Source organism: Streptomyces albospinus (assembly GCF_014648695.1).
GTDB lineage: Bacteria > Actinomycetota > Actinomycetes > Streptomycetales > Streptomycetaceae > Streptomyces > Streptomyces albospinus.
This window is the reverse complement of the sequence record NZ_BMRP01000082.1, coordinates 1-15,141: the sequence shown is the minus strand read 5'-3', so window position 1 is coordinate 15,141 and position 15,141 is coordinate 1. Positions and strand designations below refer to the sequence as shown.

The following is a 15,141-nucleotide window of genomic DNA, read 5'->3' as shown; positions in this document are numbered from 1 at the left end:
AGCCCCCGGGCCCTCCGATCTTACGAATGACCAGAGCAACCACCCTTGAAAGGTAGGACTCCGCTGACCCGCCCCCCGGCACCGCACACGACGGAGCCCCGGCCGCCCTCCACGGGCTGCCGGGGCTCCGTCGTACGACGCGGTACGGGCCGCTAGTTGTTCTTGCCTCCGAAGGGCCCGCCGATGAACCCTCCGCCGTTGCCGTTGTCGCCCTGACCGCCGACGGTGGTCAGCGTCACGGTGGTCGACGCGGGGTCCCCGGGGTTCCCGGCCTGCGGGTCCTGCGACATGACGATGGCCTTGTCGTCCTGCGAACTACCGCCGGCGAACTGGATGTTGTTGAAGCCGGCCTGCTGAAGCGTCTTCTTCGCGTCCTTCACCTTCTGGCCCACCACGCTCGGCACCGGCGTCTGCGCCGCCGCCTTGCCCACCGTCAGCGTGACCGTGGAGCTCGGCGCCGCCTGGGTGTTGCCGTCCGGGCTCTCGCCGACGACCTTGCCGTTCTGCGACGGGTCGGTCACATTCCGGTCCGGCCCCCGCTGGACCGTGAAGCCCTGGTCCTGCAACTGCTTGGTCGCGGCATTGATGTCCTGCCCCTTGACGTCCGGGACGGTCACCTTCGGGGTCGCCTGCGCGATGGTCAGCGTGATCTGGGTGTCCTTGGCCGCCTCGGTCTGGGCATCGGGGCTCTGTTCCGTGACGGTGCCCGGCTTGGCGTCGGAGACCTTCTGCTGCTGCTGGACGTTGGTGAAGCCCTTGGCAGCCAGCATCGACTTGGCCTTGTCGTAGGTGTAGCCCGTCACGTCCGGGACGGCGACCTTCACCGCGCCCGTGCACATCGTGACGGTGACCGTGCCGTCCTTGTCGACGGTCGAGTCGGCCGCCGGGTCCTGCTCGGTGACCTGGCCCTTCTTGGCGTTGTCGCAGGCCTTGCTGCCGCCCTTGACGACCTTGAAGGAGCCGTTGGTGCCGAACGCCTTCGCCTCCGCCAGCGTCTTGCCGACGAGGTTCGGCACCGGGACCTTGGAGCCCTTGTTGCCGCCGCTGAACATCGCCTTGCCGATGAAGATCGCACCGACCAGGACGAGGATGGCCGCCAGGACCAGCAGGATCGTCGAGACGTTGCTCTTCTTCTGGCCGCCGCCCCGGCGCCGGTCGGGGCGCTCGTCGTAGCCGTAGCCCCCGTCGTCCGGGCTTATCGGCGGCATCATCGACGTCTTCGGGCCGCCCGGGTCCTGCGGACGCAGCATCGTCGTCGGCTGGTCCTGGTCGTAGCCGACCGCACCCAGCGCCGCGGTCGCCGCGACCGGCTGGCCGTCCAGCGCCGCCTCGATGTCGGCGCGCATCTCGTCGGCCGACTGGTAGCGGTAGTCCGGGTCCTTGACCAGCGCCTTGAGGACGATGGCGTCCATCTCGGGCGAGATCTCGGGATCGAAGTTGCTGGGCTTCTGCGGCTCCTCCCGGACGTGCTGGTACGCCACCGCGACCGGTGAGTCACCGACGAACGGCGGGCGCACGGTCAGCAGCTCGTAGAGGAGGCAGCCGGTGGAGTACAGGTCCGAGCGGGCGTCGACCTGCTCGCCCTTGGCCTGCTCCGGCGAGAGGTACTGCGCGGTACCGATCACCGCCGCGGTCTGCGTCATGGTCATCCCGGCGTCGCCCATGGCGCGGGCGATACCGAAGTCCATGACCTTGACCTGGCCGGTGCGGGTCAGCATGACGTTGGCGGGCTTGATGTCCCGGTGCACGATGCCGGCCCGGTGCGAGTACTCCAGCGCCTGGAGGACACCGATCGTCATCTCCAGCGACCGCTCGGGCAGCAGCTTCCGCCCGGAGTGCAGCAGCTCACGCAGCGTGGACCCGTCGACGTACTCCATGACGATGTACGGGATCGAGACCCCGTCGACATAGTCCTCGCCGGTGTCGTAGACCGCGACGATCGACGGATGGTTCAGCGAGGCGGCCGACTGGGCCTCACGGCGGAACCGGGCCTGGAAGGACGGGTCGCGGGCGAGGTCCACCCGCAGTGTCTTCACCGCTACGGTGCGGCCGAGGCGGGTGTCATGCGCGAGGTAGACCTCGGCCATGCCACCACGGCCGAGCACCGAGCCCAGCTCGTACCGGCCGCCGAGGCGACGCGGCTCTTCCATAAGCTTCTCCAGCCCTCTCCGTCAGTCCTGACCGCACCGGTGTGTGGTCCGGCGGTGTGCTGTCCGGGCATACGGTACCCGGCACGCCGTATCGGACCGGGCCGGAGCCGCAACCTGATACGTGACCGGTATTGGCATGACCCGCGTCACTTCTCGCCTGCGATGACCGCTTCCATCACGCCTCTCGCGATCGGAGCGGCCAGCTTGCCACCGGCGATGTCGTCCCGGAGCGTGTCCGATCCCTCAATGACGACGGCGACCGCGACCGGGGTTCCCTTGGCGGTCTTCGCGTAGGAGATGAACCAGGCGTACGGGTTGTCCTTGTTGTTCTCGCCGTGCTGCGCGGTGCCCGTCTTCCCGCCGACAGTAACGCCGGGGATCTTCGCGTTGGTTCCCGTGCCCTCCTTGACCACGGTCTCCATCATGCTCTGGATCTTCTGGGCGTTCTCCGGCTTGAGCGGCCGGCTCATCTCCTGCGGCGTGTGCTGCTGGACGACGTTGAGGTTCGGCGCGACCAGCTGGTCGACCATGTACGGCTTCATCAGCTTGCCGCCGTTGGCGACCGCGGAGGCGACCATGGCCATCTGGAGCGGGGTGGCGCGGTTCGACGCCTGGCCGATGCCGGCCATGGCGTTCTGCGGCCGGTTGTCCTTGGGGAAGATGCTCTCGGCGGCGCGGACCGGAGTGTCGATCATGTCGTTGTTGAAGCCGAACTTCTCCGCCTCGGCCTTCATCTTCTTGTTGCCGAGGTCCGCGCTGATCTTGCCGAAGACGGTGTTGCAGGACCACTGGAGCGCCACGCGCATGCTGGCGTTCTCGCAGGGGATGTCGCCCTCGTTCTTCAGCTGCACGCCGGTGGTGTCGGGGAGCGTGTAGGGCACCGGCGAATCGGTCTTCGCGTCGACGTCGGTGTAGAGGCCGTTCTCCAGGGCCGCCGAGGCGGTGACGATCTTGAAGGTGGAGCCGGGCGGGTAGGTCTGGCGCAGCGCCCGGTTGAGCATCGGCTCGTCCGGGTCGTTCTTCTTCTGCAACGCGTTGTACGCCTCGGCGTCCTTGTTGCTCATCCCCGCGAACGTGGACGGGTCGTACGACGGGGTGCTGGCCAGCGCCAGGATCGCACCGGTCTCCGGGTTGAGCGCGACGACCGCACCCTTGCTGTTGCCGAGACCGTCGAAGGCGGCCTTCTGGGCCTTGGCGTCCAGGGTGGTCACCACGTTGCCGCCCTTCTGCTTGCCGCCGGTGAACATGTCCACGGTGCGGCTGAAGAAGAGCCGGTCGTCGGTGCCGGTGAGGATGGCGTCGTTCAGCTTCTCCAGCTGGTTGGAGTCGAACGCCTGCGATGCGTAGCCGGTGACCGGCGCCCACATCTTGCCGTCCTTGTACGTGCGCTTGTACTTGAAGTCGCCGATGTCGGTCGTCGTCGAGCCGGTGACGGCCTTGCCGGCGACGATGATGTTGCCGCGCGGCGTGCTGTAGCGCTCGATGGCGACCCGGCGGTTGTGCGGGTCGTTCTTGAGCTGGTCGCTCTGCACGAACTGGACCCAGTTCACGCGGATCAGCAGGGCGAGGACGAGCAGGCCGCAGAAGATCGCGACCCGGCGCAGGGGCTTGTTCACGGGCGGACCACCTGGGTCATGTCGGCGTCGGTCGACGGGGCGGGAGTGGGGGCGGGACGGCGCGCGGTGTCGCTGATGCGGAGCAGGATCCCCACCAGCGCCCAGTTCGCGATGACGGACGAGCCGCCCTGGGCCAGGAACGGCATCGTCATGCCCGTCAGCGGGATCAGGCCCGTCACACCGCCGGCCACGACGAAGACCTGAAGGGCGAAGGCGCCGGTCAGGCCGACGGCCAGCAGTTTGCCGAACGGGTCACGGGCGGCCAGCGCCGTACGGATACCGCGCTCGATCAGCAGACCGTACAGCAGCAGGATGCCCATCAGCCCGGCCAGGCCGACCTCCTCGCCCACCGTGGCCAGGATGTAGTCGCTCTTCGGCGCGATGCCCTGGATCAGCCGGGAGTAGCCCTGCCCCAGACCGGAGCCCAGGAGGCCGCCGGAGCCGAAGGAGTACATCGCCTGCGCGGTCTCGGTGACACCGCCGTTGACCAGCTCCAGCGGGTTCAGCCAGTTGTGGACCCGGACCTGGACGTGCGACTCGAAGCCGGCCACCGCGACCGCGCCGCCGGCGCTGAGCAGCAGACCGAACACGATCCAGCTGGTGCGCTCGGTGGCGACGTACAGCATCACCACGAACAGGCCGAAGAACAGCAGGGACGTCCCCAGGTCCGTCTCGAAGACCAGGATCATCAGGCTCATCGCCCAGATCACCAGGATCGGGCCGAGGTCCCGGCCGCGCGGCAGGTAGAGCCCCAGGAAACGGCGGCTGGCCAGCGCCAGCGCGTCCCGCTTCACCATCAGGTAACCGGCGAAGAAGATCGCGATGACGATCTTCGCGAACTCGCCCGGCTGGAGCGACCCGAGCCCCGGAATCGTGATCCAGATCTTCGCACCGTTCACACCGGGGAAGAACACGGGCGCGATCAGCAGCACCAGCGCGACGATCATCGAGATGTAGGTGTAGCGCTGGAGGACGCGGTGGTCCTTGAGGAAGATCAGGAGGCCGATGAACAGCGCGACACCGAGCGTCGACCACAGCAGCTGGTTCGGCGCCATCGCCTTGCCCAGCGAAGGCTCCTGGTCAAGGCGCCAGATGAAGACCAGGCCCATGCCGTTGAGCAGCATCGCGACGGGCAGCATCAACGGGTCCGCGTACGGCGCCCACTTGCGCACGATGACATGCGTCACACCCGCCAGCAGCCCCAGGCCCACGGTGTAGCCCAGCGCACCGGCCGGCACCGAACCGTCCTTCGCCAGGCCCACGTTGACATATGCGAACACCGGGATCAGCACCGCGAAGACCAGCAGCGCCAACTCGGTGTTGCGCCGGCTCGGCGCCGCGAAGGTGCCGATGGTGGTCGTGGTGGTGATACTGCTCATGAAATCGACAGCCCCCTACGCCCTCACTGGGTGCTGCAATTCTTTTCCAGCTTCTGCTGCTCCTCGGAGGGCGTCTGGCTGGGCGTGGGGGTGGGGGTGGCGGTCGCCGAGAGCGTCCCGGCCAGGCCGCTGCCCGTGCCGGCCTTGGTCTTGTCGCCGGTCGCGGGCTTGCTGCCGGGCTTGCCGGGCTGGGCGCCCTTGCCCTTGGCGGCAGCCGCCGCGCGCTCGGCGGCCTCCCGCTGCTCCTTCGACTGGCAGGCGCTCGCCTGCTTGCCGAGCTCGGTGACCTTGTCGCCGGCCTGGCTGCGGTTGTCGACCGCGATCGTCTCCTTGACCTGGTTCCGCTGGTACACCGGCAGGTACTTGAGTTCGATCTCGGGGTGGTCCTCGTCGACGGAGTTCAGCTTGATCCAGGCCAGGTCCTGGCTGATGCCCCGGTAGAGCGCGACGTGGTCGTCCTTGGCGCCGACGAAGTACTGGGTCTGCGTCCACTGGTAGCCCGCGTAGAGCCCGCCGCCGATCACGGCCAGGGCGAGCGCGGTGAACAGCGACGCCTTGATCCACCGTCCGCGCCGCCGCGGCTTGAGGAAGTCCTCGTCGGTGAACGCGCCGAACGAACCCTGCGGCATCCCGCCGACCTCCGGACCACCGCTTCCGGGCGGCCCGAAGGCACCCCCGGGAGCCGGCGGAGCGTCCCGGCGGCCCAGCTCGGCGGCGCGGGCGGCCGGCGTCTGGAGCGTGCTGGGGTCGTTGAGCTGGTGCTGGTTCTCGGCGACGGCACCCACGATCACCGGGGTGTCGTTGAGCTGGCCGGCCACTGCCTCGTTGCCGTCCACGTCCAGGACGTCGGCGACGATGCAGGTGATGTTGTCGGGCCCGCCGCCGCGCAGCGCGAGCTGGATCAGCTCCTGCACGGTCTCGTGCGGCCCGTGGTAGCTCGCCAGGGTCTCTTCGAGCGTCTGGTGGCTGACCACCCCGGACAGCCCGTCCGAGCAGATCAGATACCGGTCCCCGGCCCGCACCTCGCGGATCGACAGGTCCGGCTCGACGTGGTCGCCGCTGCCCAGCGCCCGCATCAGCAGCGACCGCTGCGGGTGGGTGGTGGCTTCCTCTTCGGTGATACGGCCCTCGTCGACCAGGCGCTGCACCCAGGTGTGGTCCTGGGTGATCTGCGTCAGCACCCCGTCGCGCAGCAGATAGGCGCGCGAGTCCCCGACGTGGACGAGACCGAGCCGCTGGCCCGTCCACAGCAGGGCGGTCAGCGTCGTCCCCATGCCCTCCAGCTGGGGATCCTCCTCGACCATCACCCGCAGCTGGTCGTTGGCGCGCTGCACGGCAGTGCCCAGGGAGGTGAGGATGTCCGAGCCCGGGACGTCGTCGTCGAGCTGGACGAGGGTGGAGATCACCTCCGACGAGGCGACCTCACCGGCGGCCTGGCCGCCCATGCCGTCGGCGATGGCGAGCAGACGGGGCCCGGCATAACCGGAGTCTTCGTTCCCCTCGCGGATCATGCCCTTGTGCGATCCGGCGGCGAAGCGCAGCGACAGACTCATGCGCACCTCACCCGTCGGCTCGGGGTACAGCCGGTCTCGTCGAGCCACACTGCCCACCCTCCGGTCGGGAGCACGCCCGGGTCCGCCGAGTGGACCGTCACGGCTCGCTCGCTCCGCTCGCTCATTGTCGTACTACTTCCGCAGCTCGATGACGGTCTTGCCGATGCGGATCGGGGCTCCCAGCGGGATCGGTGTCGCGGTCGTCAGTCGGGTCCGGTCAAGGTACGTGCCGTTGGTGGAACCCAGATCCTCGACGATCCACTGGCCGTCACGGTCCGGGTAGATCCTGGCATGCCTGCTGGACGCGTAGTCGTCGTCCAGCACGATCGTGGAGTCGTGCGCCCGGCCCAGGGAGATCGTCTGCCCCTGGAGGGCGACGGTCGTACCGGCCAACGTGCCTTCGGAGACCACCAGTTTGGTGGGGGCACCGCGCCGCTGGCGGTTGCCGCCGCGACCGCCTTCCTGGCGCCGCTGCTGCTGCGGCGGCGCGGACTGGCGCTGGGTACGTGGTTCCCCGCCGCGACGGGCGGCGCCGCGCTGTGTGACGCGCGTGCCGAACAGATCGCTGCGGATGACCTGAACGGCCACGATGACGAACAGCCACAGTACGGCGAGGAAACCCAACCGCATGACCGTGAGGGTCAGCTCTGACATTGGCCCCGCTTCACCCTTCGGCTTGCCGGTAAACGATGGTGGTGCTGCCCACGACGATCCGCGAGCCGTCGCGGAGATTAGCGCGGGTGGTGTGCTGCCCGTCCACCACGATGCCGTTCGTGGAGCCCAGATCCTGGATCGTGGGGGGCGTTCCGACCCGGATCTCGCAGTGACGCCGGGAGACACCCGGGTCGTCGATCCGTACGTCGGCGTCGGTGCTGCGGCCCAGCACCAGGGTCGGGCGCGAGATCTGGTGGCGGGTGCCGTTGATCTCGATCCAGCGCCTGGTCTGCGCGTAGGGTTGCGGCCCTGCACCGGGCGGCCCCGTACGGGGTACGGGCGATGCGCTGCCGGGGGGCGGGGACGTGGGCATGGGTGGCGGACCCACATGGCCGCCGCGCGGCACCGCGGCGCGGGTGGCTGCCGCGGCCGGGCCGGGGTGGTCCTGGGACGTGCTGGAGGCGAGCGTGCGGCTGCGGACGCGGTAGAGGCCGGTGTCGAGATCGTCGGCCTTCTCCAGATGGACCTTGATCGGGCCCATGAAGGTGTACCGCTGCTGCTTGGCGTAGTCGCGGACCATACCGGAGAGCTCGTCGCCGAGCTGCCCGCTGTACGGGCTCAGCCGCTCGTGGTCCGGGGTGCTCAGTTCGACGATGAAGTCGTTGGGGACGACAGTGCGGTCGCGGTTCCAGATGGTGGCGTTGTTGTCGCACTCGCGCTGGAGCGCGCCGGCGATCTCAACGGGCTGCACCTCGGACTTGAACACCTTGGCGAAGGTGCCGTTGACGAGACCTTCGAGTCGCTGCTCGAAGCGCTTCAGTACTCCCACGGGGCACCTCCTTCCTCAGTCTTCCTCAGGGTCGTCCTGATACTGCTTACTGATCGTATCCACGCGCCGGGAAATCGGCTGGTTCCCCTTTCCTGCCTGGAGGACGAGTGTCGCCCACCACAGGGTTGCCCGGTGCTCGTCGTCCTCCCTGCCGGCCTCCTCGCCGCCTCGTGTGCACTGCGATCGTAGATGTGCCCCGTTAACAGTGTCCCGCAACCGCCGACCCGTCCGAGGGGGCGGGGGCCGAGTCCGGCCAGTGCCGGGTGTCGTCCCGGCGAACGTACGAGAAAGCCGCGGAGTGCCCGCAGGTCTCCGCAGGCCGGGGACCGGGGGAAAGGCATGTGAAGGCACCCCCGGCAGCGTGCTAGTGTTCTGCATGTCGGAAGGCGCTCGCACAAGACCCGGACGGAACAACCCGGATCGCGTGAGAGAATAAACCGGCAGCACCCATGCGCGGGTGGCGGAATAGGCAGACGCGCTGGATTCAGGTTCCAGTGCCCGAAAGGGCGTGGGGGTTCAACTCCCCCCTCGCGCACAGATGAGACCCCCGGTCTCCGGAGAAATCCGGATGCCGGGGGTCTTTCGTTGTGCGCGCATGACGCCCCGAAGGGCGTGACCAGGGCGACTTGAGTCATACGTCACATTCGCGCCCCCGCCCGGCTGTTCGCCGGTCCCGGCGGCCGTCGCTGTGGCCGCGGTCACCGCCGAGCCGAACGCGCGGACCCGGGCGGTTTTTCGCGGGCGGAGTGGTGAACCACGGCCGAGGACGGAGTCCGGAAGGCCGGTGACCGGGACGAAGGCGACCTCGCGGCGCGGGTGGTGGTCTGCGGTGGGGCGGCACAGCAGCATCCCGCCGCGTCCTGCGGCGGCGAGGGCGAGGCCTTCCTGGAGGGGGCTGACCGTGGGGGGCCGGCGGGGATCGGGTGGCCTCCGGGGGCGGGGGGCGTGCGCGGTGCGCCTGTAGGCGGGTGCGGGGCCGCCGGGGGAGAACAGCGGGAGCGCGGCGAGCCCCTCGGCGCCGAGGGCGGCGCGGGACGCCAGAGGGTGGCGTACGGAGAGGGCGAGGGGCTGCTGCTGGGCGGAGAAGCCAGGGTCGAGGGCGGGATCGGGCTCGGTGACGGTGAGGAGGGCGACGGCGAGGTCCACGGCGCTGCTCCGCAGGGCGCCGAAGGGGTCGCGGAGCGGGATCTCCACGATCTCGGTGGCACAGCGCGGATGGCGGGTGTGGAAGGCGTCGACGGCGCGCGTGATCCGGTCGTCGGCGGTGCCCTGGAAGGCGCGCGGCAGCCCGGCACCGGACAACAGGGCGCCCGCAACGGCGAGTTGACGTACGGACGCGGTGGCGGCCGGCCGGACGTGGGGGCGCTGGCGGGGGTGGCGGCCCTGGTGGCCGTCTGGGGGTCGGCCTACGGGGGTGTGTCGGTCCGTACGCAGACCTGGCTGATGGGGGCGCGCCGGGCGTCCGGGAGGCCGCCGCCGCGCTGTTCGTGGCGGTGTTCGAGCGGGGCCGTTGCACTGGGGGCGCCGGCCGGCGGGCGGGCCGCGGACGGCTGGGCACCGCCGGCGTGATGTGGCTGGGCGGCGCGCTCGCGGCCGGGGCGCCGGCGGCGGTGGCCCTGGAGACGGCACCGGGGCGGGAGAGGTGAACGGGGCGCAGGCCCGGGGGTGTTGGGTCACGGGGCCGGGCGGGCGGGTGACCGCGGCCCCCGGGGCGAGCGGGTGATGGCCGGATATGTTCGCTGTGTCCGGTCCGGTCCGGTCGAGGTGCCGTCCCGTCAGGCGGCGAGGCGCTCGACGAGGGACTTGGCCTTGGCCGCCGCCTCCTCGTGGGCCTTGTCGCGGGAGGTCTCGTACAGCGGGACGAGCTCGGCCATCGCCGGGTTGGCGGGCGCCATCGTCAGCTCGGGCACGATGAAGTCGACCTCCAGGCCGAACGCGCCGTTCAGCACCGCCTCCAGGTAGTTCTGGACGTACTCGAAGGGCTCGCGCGGGGTGCCCGGCGCGTACGAACCGCCGCGGCTGGCGACGACGGTGACCGGCTTGCCCTTGAGGGACGAGTTCTCGCCGGCCGTACGGCCCATGATGATCGCCTGGTCGAGCCATGCCTTCAGGGTGGACGGGATCGTGAAGTTGTACATGGGCGCGCCTATGACGATCGCGTCGGCCCGCTCCAGCTCCTCGGCGAGCTGCGTACGCAGCGCGAAGGCCGCCTGCTGCTCGGGGGTGTGCGTGGCGGGGTCGGAGAAGCCGGCGGAGGCGCCGACGCCGTCGAGGTGCGGAACCGGGTCGGCGCCCAGGTCCCGGTGGACGACGGTGCCGTCGGGGTGCTGCTCCTCCCAGGCCTTGCGGAAGGCCGCGGTCACCGAACGGGAGGCGGAGCCGCCCTCGGGGAAGACGGAGGAGTCGATGAGCAGAAGCGTGGCCATGGGGACCCGTCCTTCGGTATGCGGCCGGACGGAGCCCGGCCGCTAGTTGAAATCCGTACGTCACTATTCATAGCACAGGAGCTTACTTTTTTTCAGCAGCCAACCGGAGGGCGGTACGCTGGGTGCATGGCGGACCACAGTGAGGCGACGTGCAGGCAGGTCGACGGCGGCATGACGCGCGTCTTCGAGCTGTTCGGAAAGCGCTGGACGGGCCTCATCGTGGCGACCCTGATGCCCGGGCCCGTGCACTTCGCGGATCTGCGCCGGGCCATCCCCGGCATCAGTGAGCGGATGCTGTCCGACCGCCTGATGGAGCTGGCGGCGACCGGCCTGGTCGTCCGCGAGGTCGACGCCGGGCCGCCACTGCGGGTCTCCTACCGGCTGACCGAGGCCGGCCTGGCGATGGACCCCGCACTCCAGGAGCTGGGGCGCTGGGCGGCGACCTATCTGGCCGACGGCGGGCAGTGCCCGGAGCGGTTCCGCAAGTAGTCCATCGGCCTCCCAGGGGCGCGCGGGTTCAGCCGAGCCGCTCCTGCGCGGCGTTGTAGCGCACCAGATACGCCGCGAAGCGGTCGAGGTCGGCCTCGTCCCAGTCGGCGAGCCGCTCGTGGAACGCCTGGCGGCGACTGGCGGTGACATTGGCCAGCACCTGGGCGCCTTCCTCTGTGGGATGCAGCACCTGGACCCGGTGGTCGTCCGGGTCCACGCGGCGCTCGACGAAGCCGAGCTTCTCCAGGGCCGCGATCTGACGGCTGACCGTGGACTTGTCCAGCAGGTAGTGCGCCGCGAGGTCGGTGGCGCGGCATCCCTGCTGGTCATCGAGGTGCGCCAGCAGGGTGTAGGAGACCAGGGACAACTCGGGGTGCATCCGCGCGGCGGTCGCGCGGGCGCGCCGGGCGAAGGCGGTCATCTCCTGCTGGATGGTCTCGACGGAGTCGTCGCGGTCGGTCACGGGGTTGCCTCTCGGTGAAGTAGTTGTATAGTACAACGTGGATTGAGAGTTGTAATAGCCAACCAAGTGAGTTGCATTTGCCAACTGCTGGCCGCGTGCGGCCCGACCACCTGGAGCCGCCGACCGGCGACAGCTCGACCGACGACCAGACGACTAGCGGAGAAGGCTTGCCCATGAGCGCGGTCCGACGCCCCGACCACCGAAGCGACCACCGAAGCGAGCGGCGCGGCGCCCAACAGGGCGATCTGCGGCACGTACTGACGCACCTGATCATCCCGCTCCTGATGTGCATCGGGATGGGACTGGCCTACCTCGGCGCCTTCGCCAACCCCTCGCCGCACCACCTGCCCGTCGCGGTCGTCGGATCCGGCACACACGCCCAGGTGCTCGCCCAGACCATCAACGACAAGGCCCACGGCGACCTGGAGGCGCGCACCGTGCCCGACCGCGCCGCCGCGATCGAGCAGCTGAAGCACCAGGACATCTTCGGTGCGTACGTGATGGGCGGCACCGGCTCCGCCGGCACCGGCGGGGCGGCGGCTTCCGAGACGGCCTCGGGCGCGGCGGCTTCCCGGGGTACCACCGCGAAGCCCGCCCCCGAACTGCTCGTGGCGACCGCCGGCTCCGACACCAGCGCCTCCGTCGTGCAGAAGATCTTCACCCCGCTCGCGGCCCAGCAGGGCGCACCCCTGAAGGTCACCGACGTGGCACCGACCGCCGAGGACGACCCCACAGGACAGGGCATCTTCTTCCTGCTCGTCGCCATCAGCATCGGCTCGTACGCCTCCGTCGCCGTCATCGGCGGCGCCGGAGCCGTCCTCCCGATGCGGCTGCGGGCAATGCTGGCCATCGGCATGTCCTTCATGGTCAGCATCATCGGGGCGCTGTTCGCCGGCCCCGTCTTCCACCTCGTCGACCACGGCGAGTGGGGACTGTGGGGCATGGCCTGGCTGTACTCCGCCGGCATCCTGCTGATCGGCACCGGCCTGCACACCTTCCTCAAGCGCTGGACGACGCTCGGGGTGATGGCACTGTTCGTGATGCTCAACTTCACCTCGTCCGGCGGGATCTTCCGCCCCGAGATGCAGGACGGATTCTTCGCCGCCCTCCACGCCTTCTGGAACGGCGCCGGCTTCGTGGAAGGCACCCGCAGCCACGTCTACTTCGACGGCTACGGCCTCGCCGGCCACGTCTGGACACTGGTCGGCTGGCTGCTCGCGGGCCTGCTGATGGTCGGCGTGGCCGCGCTCGCCGAGCGGCGGCGGCGCGCGGCGGAGGCGGACGCCGTGGCCAACGCGACGGCAGTGGCGGCAGCCGCGGGCGCGGCAACGGTGCCGGAGCGGGCCCCGTGGCGGGCAGCGGCACGACTGCCGGAACAGGCGGACGCCGAAGAGGAGATGGAGGAGGCCGTGGGGGTGTAGGCGGCGGCGCGTCGGCGGTGGGTGTGTGGGCCGTGGGCGTGTGGGCCGGCGCATGCGTGGCGCGCCCGGCTCGACGATCACCGCCCGGGGCGCCCTGTTCTTCGGCCTCGCTCCACGGGGGCGCTTGGACGGGGCGCCTTTCTTGTTGCCTTTCGTTCCTGTTCGTGCCTGTTCGTTCTCCCTCTCGCCCTCTCCGCCCGGTCTATCCCTCTCCGCCCGGTGCCTCTCCCCACCCGGACCCTCCCTCCGCCCGGTGCCTCTCTCCGCCCGGTGCCTCTCCGCACCCGGTCCCTCTCTCCGCCCGGTCCATCGCTCTCCTCGGGTTTCCCCACCGTCTTCTCAACCCGTTCTCCCTGCTCGACCTCCCCACTCGATCTCCCAACCTTTTCCAACTCCCTCTCTGCACCAGGTCGTTCCTGGCTTGCGGAGAGTTATCCACAGGCCCTGTGGGCTTCGCGCGAGTCTCGGTAACGTCAGTGATCGGCGCACCGGAAACGTCCGGTGAGCCGGACGGATGTGGGGGCGCCGGTGTGCCGGGCACGCCGGGGCGCCGCGTGCAGGCAGCGTCGTGAAGGGGGAGGTGGCCCGCTGTGTCGCGTGTGCCATACGTACCGGGGTTCGCGAGGGCGGACGAGGAAGCACCATCGGCCAAGGCCAGGGGCCGGGCGCTGCGGGAAAGGCTGCCGCGCGCCGAACAGGCCGCACTGCGGATCGCGGCCGACCGACCCGACGCCGTGGCGGCGGTCGAGGAGTCCAACGCCGGGCGGCTGCCCGAACTGACACCCATACGCGTCGGACGGATGGCCGCCAGTCCCTTCGCCTTCCTCCGCGGCTCGGCCGGGCTCATGGCACACGACCTGGCGGCAAGCCCCGTCACCGGCACAGGGGCCCAGATATGCGGCGATGCGCACGCCGCCAACTTCGGCCTCTACGGCGACGCCCGCGGCGATCTCGTCATCGACCTCAACGACTTCGACGAGACCGTGCACGGGCCGTGGGAATGGGACGTGAAGCGCCTCGCGACCTCGATAGTGCTGGCTGGCCGGGAGGCGGGCGCCGGAGAGGACGACTGCCGCGCAGCGGCACGGGACGCGGCCGGCGCCTACCGTCGCGCCATGCGGCTGCTGGCGAGGCTGCCGGTGACCGACGCGTGGAACGCCATCGCCGATGAGGAACTGGTGTCGCACACGGACGCCCGGGATCTGCTCGGGACCCTGGAGCGGGTCGCCGCCAAGGCCCGCAGGAACACCAGCGCGCGATTCGCGGCGAAGTCGACGGAGCAAGGACCGGACGGTGGCCGTCGCTTCGTGGACGCACCACCGGTACTGCGGCGGGTGCCGGATGTCGAGGCGGCGGCGGTCGCCTCCGCGCTCGCCGGCTATCTGGAGACGCTTCCGGAGGACCGTCACCCGCTGCTCGCCAGGTACGCGGTACACGACGTGGCCTTCCGGGTGGTCGGCACCGGAAGCGTCGGACTGCGGTCGTACGTCGTGCTGCTGCTCGACCACAGAGGCGAGCCACTGGTGCTCCAGGTGAAGGAGGCGCGTTCCTCGGTGCTGACACCGTTCGTGGCGAAAGCGGGCTTCCCGGCCCCGCCGGTCGCACACGAGGGGCGCCGGGTGGTGCTAGGGCAGCGGAGGATGCAGGTGGTGAGCGACCTGTTGCTGGGGTGGGCGACCGTGCCGGATGGCGCCGGCGTCGCGTCAGGTGACGGGGGTACGGGCTTGTCGGACGGCCGGGGTCCGGGACGGCCGTTCCAGGTACGGCAGTTCAGGAACCGCAAGGGGAGCGTGGATCCGGCCCGGCTCTCCGGGGCGCAACTGGACGACTACGCCCGGATGACCGGCGCGCTCCTGGCCCGTGCCCATGCCCACAGCGCCGATCCGCGGGTGCTGGCCGGGTACTGCGGCAAGGGGGAGGAGCTGGACGAGGCGATAGGGCGCTTCGCGGTCGAGTACGCGAACCGCGCGGAAGCGGACCATGCGGCACTGGTCGCGGCGGTGCGGAGCGGGCGGATCGCGGCGGAGAGCGGCGTCTGAGGGGAGCAAGGGGGCGGGGGCCGAGGGCAGGCGAGACAGCTGGAGGCGGCGCAGGGGGCCGGGGCTACTGGGGTACGGGCATGGGGCGGGGATGGGCGAGGGGCGGGGCTGGGGAGGGTGGG

At 70.3% G+C, this 15,141-nt stretch carries 12 protein-coding genes and 1 tRNA gene; 4 read left to right on the top strand and 9 right to left on the bottom strand.

Going from position 1 to position 15,141, the window contains the following annotated elements:
- Window positions 1-152: 152 nt before the first annotated feature.
- The 6 genes from pknB to IEZ17_RS40010 form a co-directional block, all read right to left on the bottom strand.
- On the bottom strand, window positions 153-2,150 hold the full coding sequence (gene pknB / locus IEZ17_RS40035) for a Stk1 family PASTA domain-containing Ser/Thr kinase (RefSeq protein ID WP_189308556.1): 1,998 nt from the start codon (window positions 2,148-2,150) through the stop codon (window positions 153-155).
- A gap of 146 nt (window positions 2,151-2,296) precedes the next feature.
- Entirely contained in the window at window positions 2,297-3,766 is a 1,470-nt protein-coding gene (locus IEZ17_RS40030; RefSeq protein WP_189308555.1) for a peptidoglycan D,D-transpeptidase FtsI family protein, read from the bottom strand.
- The gene (locus IEZ17_RS40025) at window positions 3,763-5,145 is read right to left on the bottom strand and encodes an FtsW/RodA/SpoVE family cell cycle protein (RefSeq protein WP_189308554.1); all 1,383 of its coding nucleotides are present in this window, start codon (window positions 5,143-5,145) and stop codon (window positions 3,763-3,765) included. Before IEZ17_RS40025 ends, IEZ17_RS40030 begins: the two co-directional genes overlap by 4 nt.
- Before the next feature lie 23 nt (window positions 5,146-5,168).
- The gene (locus tag IEZ17_RS40020) at window positions 5,169-6,698 is read right to left on the bottom strand and encodes a PP2C family protein-serine/threonine phosphatase (protein ID WP_189308557.1); all 1,530 of its coding nucleotides are present in this window, start codon (window positions 6,696-6,698) and stop codon (window positions 5,169-5,171) included.
- Between the two features lie 132 nt (window positions 6,699-6,830).
- The gene (locus tag IEZ17_RS40015) at window positions 6,831-7,352 is read right to left on the bottom strand and encodes an FHA domain-containing protein FhaB/FipA (protein ID WP_189308553.1); all 522 of its coding nucleotides are present in this window, start codon (window positions 7,350-7,352) and stop codon (window positions 6,831-6,833) included.
- A 10-nt stretch (window positions 7,353-7,362) separates the two neighbouring features.
- A complete protein-coding gene (locus tag IEZ17_RS40010; RefSeq protein WP_189308552.1) occupies window positions 7,363-8,181 on the bottom strand; it encodes an FHA domain-containing protein in 819 nt (272 codons plus the stop codon).
- Window positions 8,182-8,632: 451 nt separating this feature from the next.
- Here IEZ17_RS40010 and IEZ17_RS40005 point away from each other — a divergent pair.
- Window positions 8,633-8,716: transfer RNA gene (locus IEZ17_RS40005), tRNA-Leu, on the top strand.
- On the opposite strand, the gene IEZ17_RS40000 is transcribed toward IEZ17_RS40005, so the two are convergent.
- Together IEZ17_RS40000 and IEZ17_RS39995 are read right to left on the bottom strand one after the other, a co-directional pair.
- Window positions 8,698-9,483, bottom strand: a complete 786-nt coding sequence (locus tag IEZ17_RS40000; RefSeq protein WP_189308551.1) for a LysR substrate-binding domain-containing protein — start codon at window positions 9,481-9,483, stop codon at window positions 8,698-8,700. The genes IEZ17_RS40005 and IEZ17_RS40000 overlap by 19 nt on opposite strands.
- 473 nt (window positions 9,484-9,956) lie before the next feature.
- Window positions 9,957-10,607: an FMN-dependent NADH-azoreductase gene (locus IEZ17_RS39995; RefSeq protein WP_189308550.1), complete on the bottom strand. Its 651-nt coding sequence runs from the start codon at window positions 10,605-10,607 to the stop codon at window positions 9,957-9,959.
- A gap of 126 nt (window positions 10,608-10,733) precedes the next feature.
- Here IEZ17_RS39995 and IEZ17_RS39990 point away from each other — a divergent pair, with 126 nt between their 5' ends.
- Complete coding sequence (locus tag IEZ17_RS39990; protein ID WP_189308549.1) at window positions 10,734-11,096, top strand: winged helix-turn-helix transcriptional regulator; 363 nt, start codon at window positions 10,734-10,736, stop codon at window positions 11,094-11,096.
- A 28-nt stretch (window positions 11,097-11,124) separates the two neighbouring features.
- On the opposite strand, the gene IEZ17_RS39985 is transcribed toward IEZ17_RS39990, so the two are convergent.
- The gene (locus IEZ17_RS39985) at window positions 11,125-11,559 is read right to left on the bottom strand and encodes a MarR family winged helix-turn-helix transcriptional regulator (protein ID WP_189308548.1); all 435 of its coding nucleotides are present in this window, start codon (window positions 11,557-11,559) and stop codon (window positions 11,125-11,127) included.
- A 173-nt stretch (window positions 11,560-11,732) separates the two neighbouring features.
- Between IEZ17_RS39985 and IEZ17_RS39980 the strand changes: the two genes are divergently transcribed.
- Both IEZ17_RS39980 and IEZ17_RS39975 read left to right on the top strand, forming a co-directional pair.
- On the top strand, window positions 11,733-12,980 hold the full coding sequence (locus IEZ17_RS39980; protein WP_189308547.1) for an ABC transporter permease: 1,248 nt from the start codon (window positions 11,733-11,735) through the stop codon (window positions 12,978-12,980).
- A 590-nt stretch (window positions 12,981-13,570) separates the two neighbouring features.
- Window positions 13,571-15,019 carry a DUF2252 domain-containing protein gene (locus tag IEZ17_RS39975; protein WP_189308546.1) on the top strand — a complete coding sequence of 483 codons (1,449 nt, stop codon included), beginning with the start codon at window positions 13,571-13,573 and terminating at the stop codon, window positions 15,017-15,019.
- Window positions 15,020-15,141: the final 122 nt, after the last annotated feature.

What these genes read in the sequence shown, in the direction of transcription:
- IEZ17_RS40015 (WP_189308553.1), bottom strand. Translation starts at nt 7,352, where the DNA reads ATGTCAGAGCTGACCCTCACGGTCATGCGGTTGGGTTTCCTCGCCGTA.
- IEZ17_RS39980 (WP_189308547.1), top strand. Translation starts at nt 11,733, where the DNA reads ATGAGCGCGGTCCGACGCCCCGACCACCGAAGCGACCACCGAAGCGAG.
- IEZ17_RS40025 (WP_189308554.1), bottom strand. Translation starts at nt 5,145, where the DNA reads ATGAGCAGTATCACCACCACGACCACCATCGGCACCTTCGCGGCGCCG.
- IEZ17_RS39995 (WP_189308550.1), bottom strand. Translation starts at nt 10,607, where the DNA reads ATGGCCACGCTTCTGCTCATCGACTCCTCCGTCTTCCCCGAGGGCGGC.
- pknB (WP_189308556.1), bottom strand. Translation starts at nt 2,150, where the DNA reads ATGGAAGAGCCGCGTCGCCTCGGCGGCCGGTACGAGCTGGGCTCGGTG.
- IEZ17_RS40020 (WP_189308557.1), bottom strand. Translation starts at nt 6,698, where the DNA reads ATGAGTCTGTCGCTGCGCTTCGCCGCCGGATCGCACAAGGGCATGATC.
- IEZ17_RS39990 (WP_189308549.1), top strand. Translation starts at nt 10,734, where the DNA reads ATGGCGGACCACAGTGAGGCGACGTGCAGGCAGGTCGACGGCGGCATG.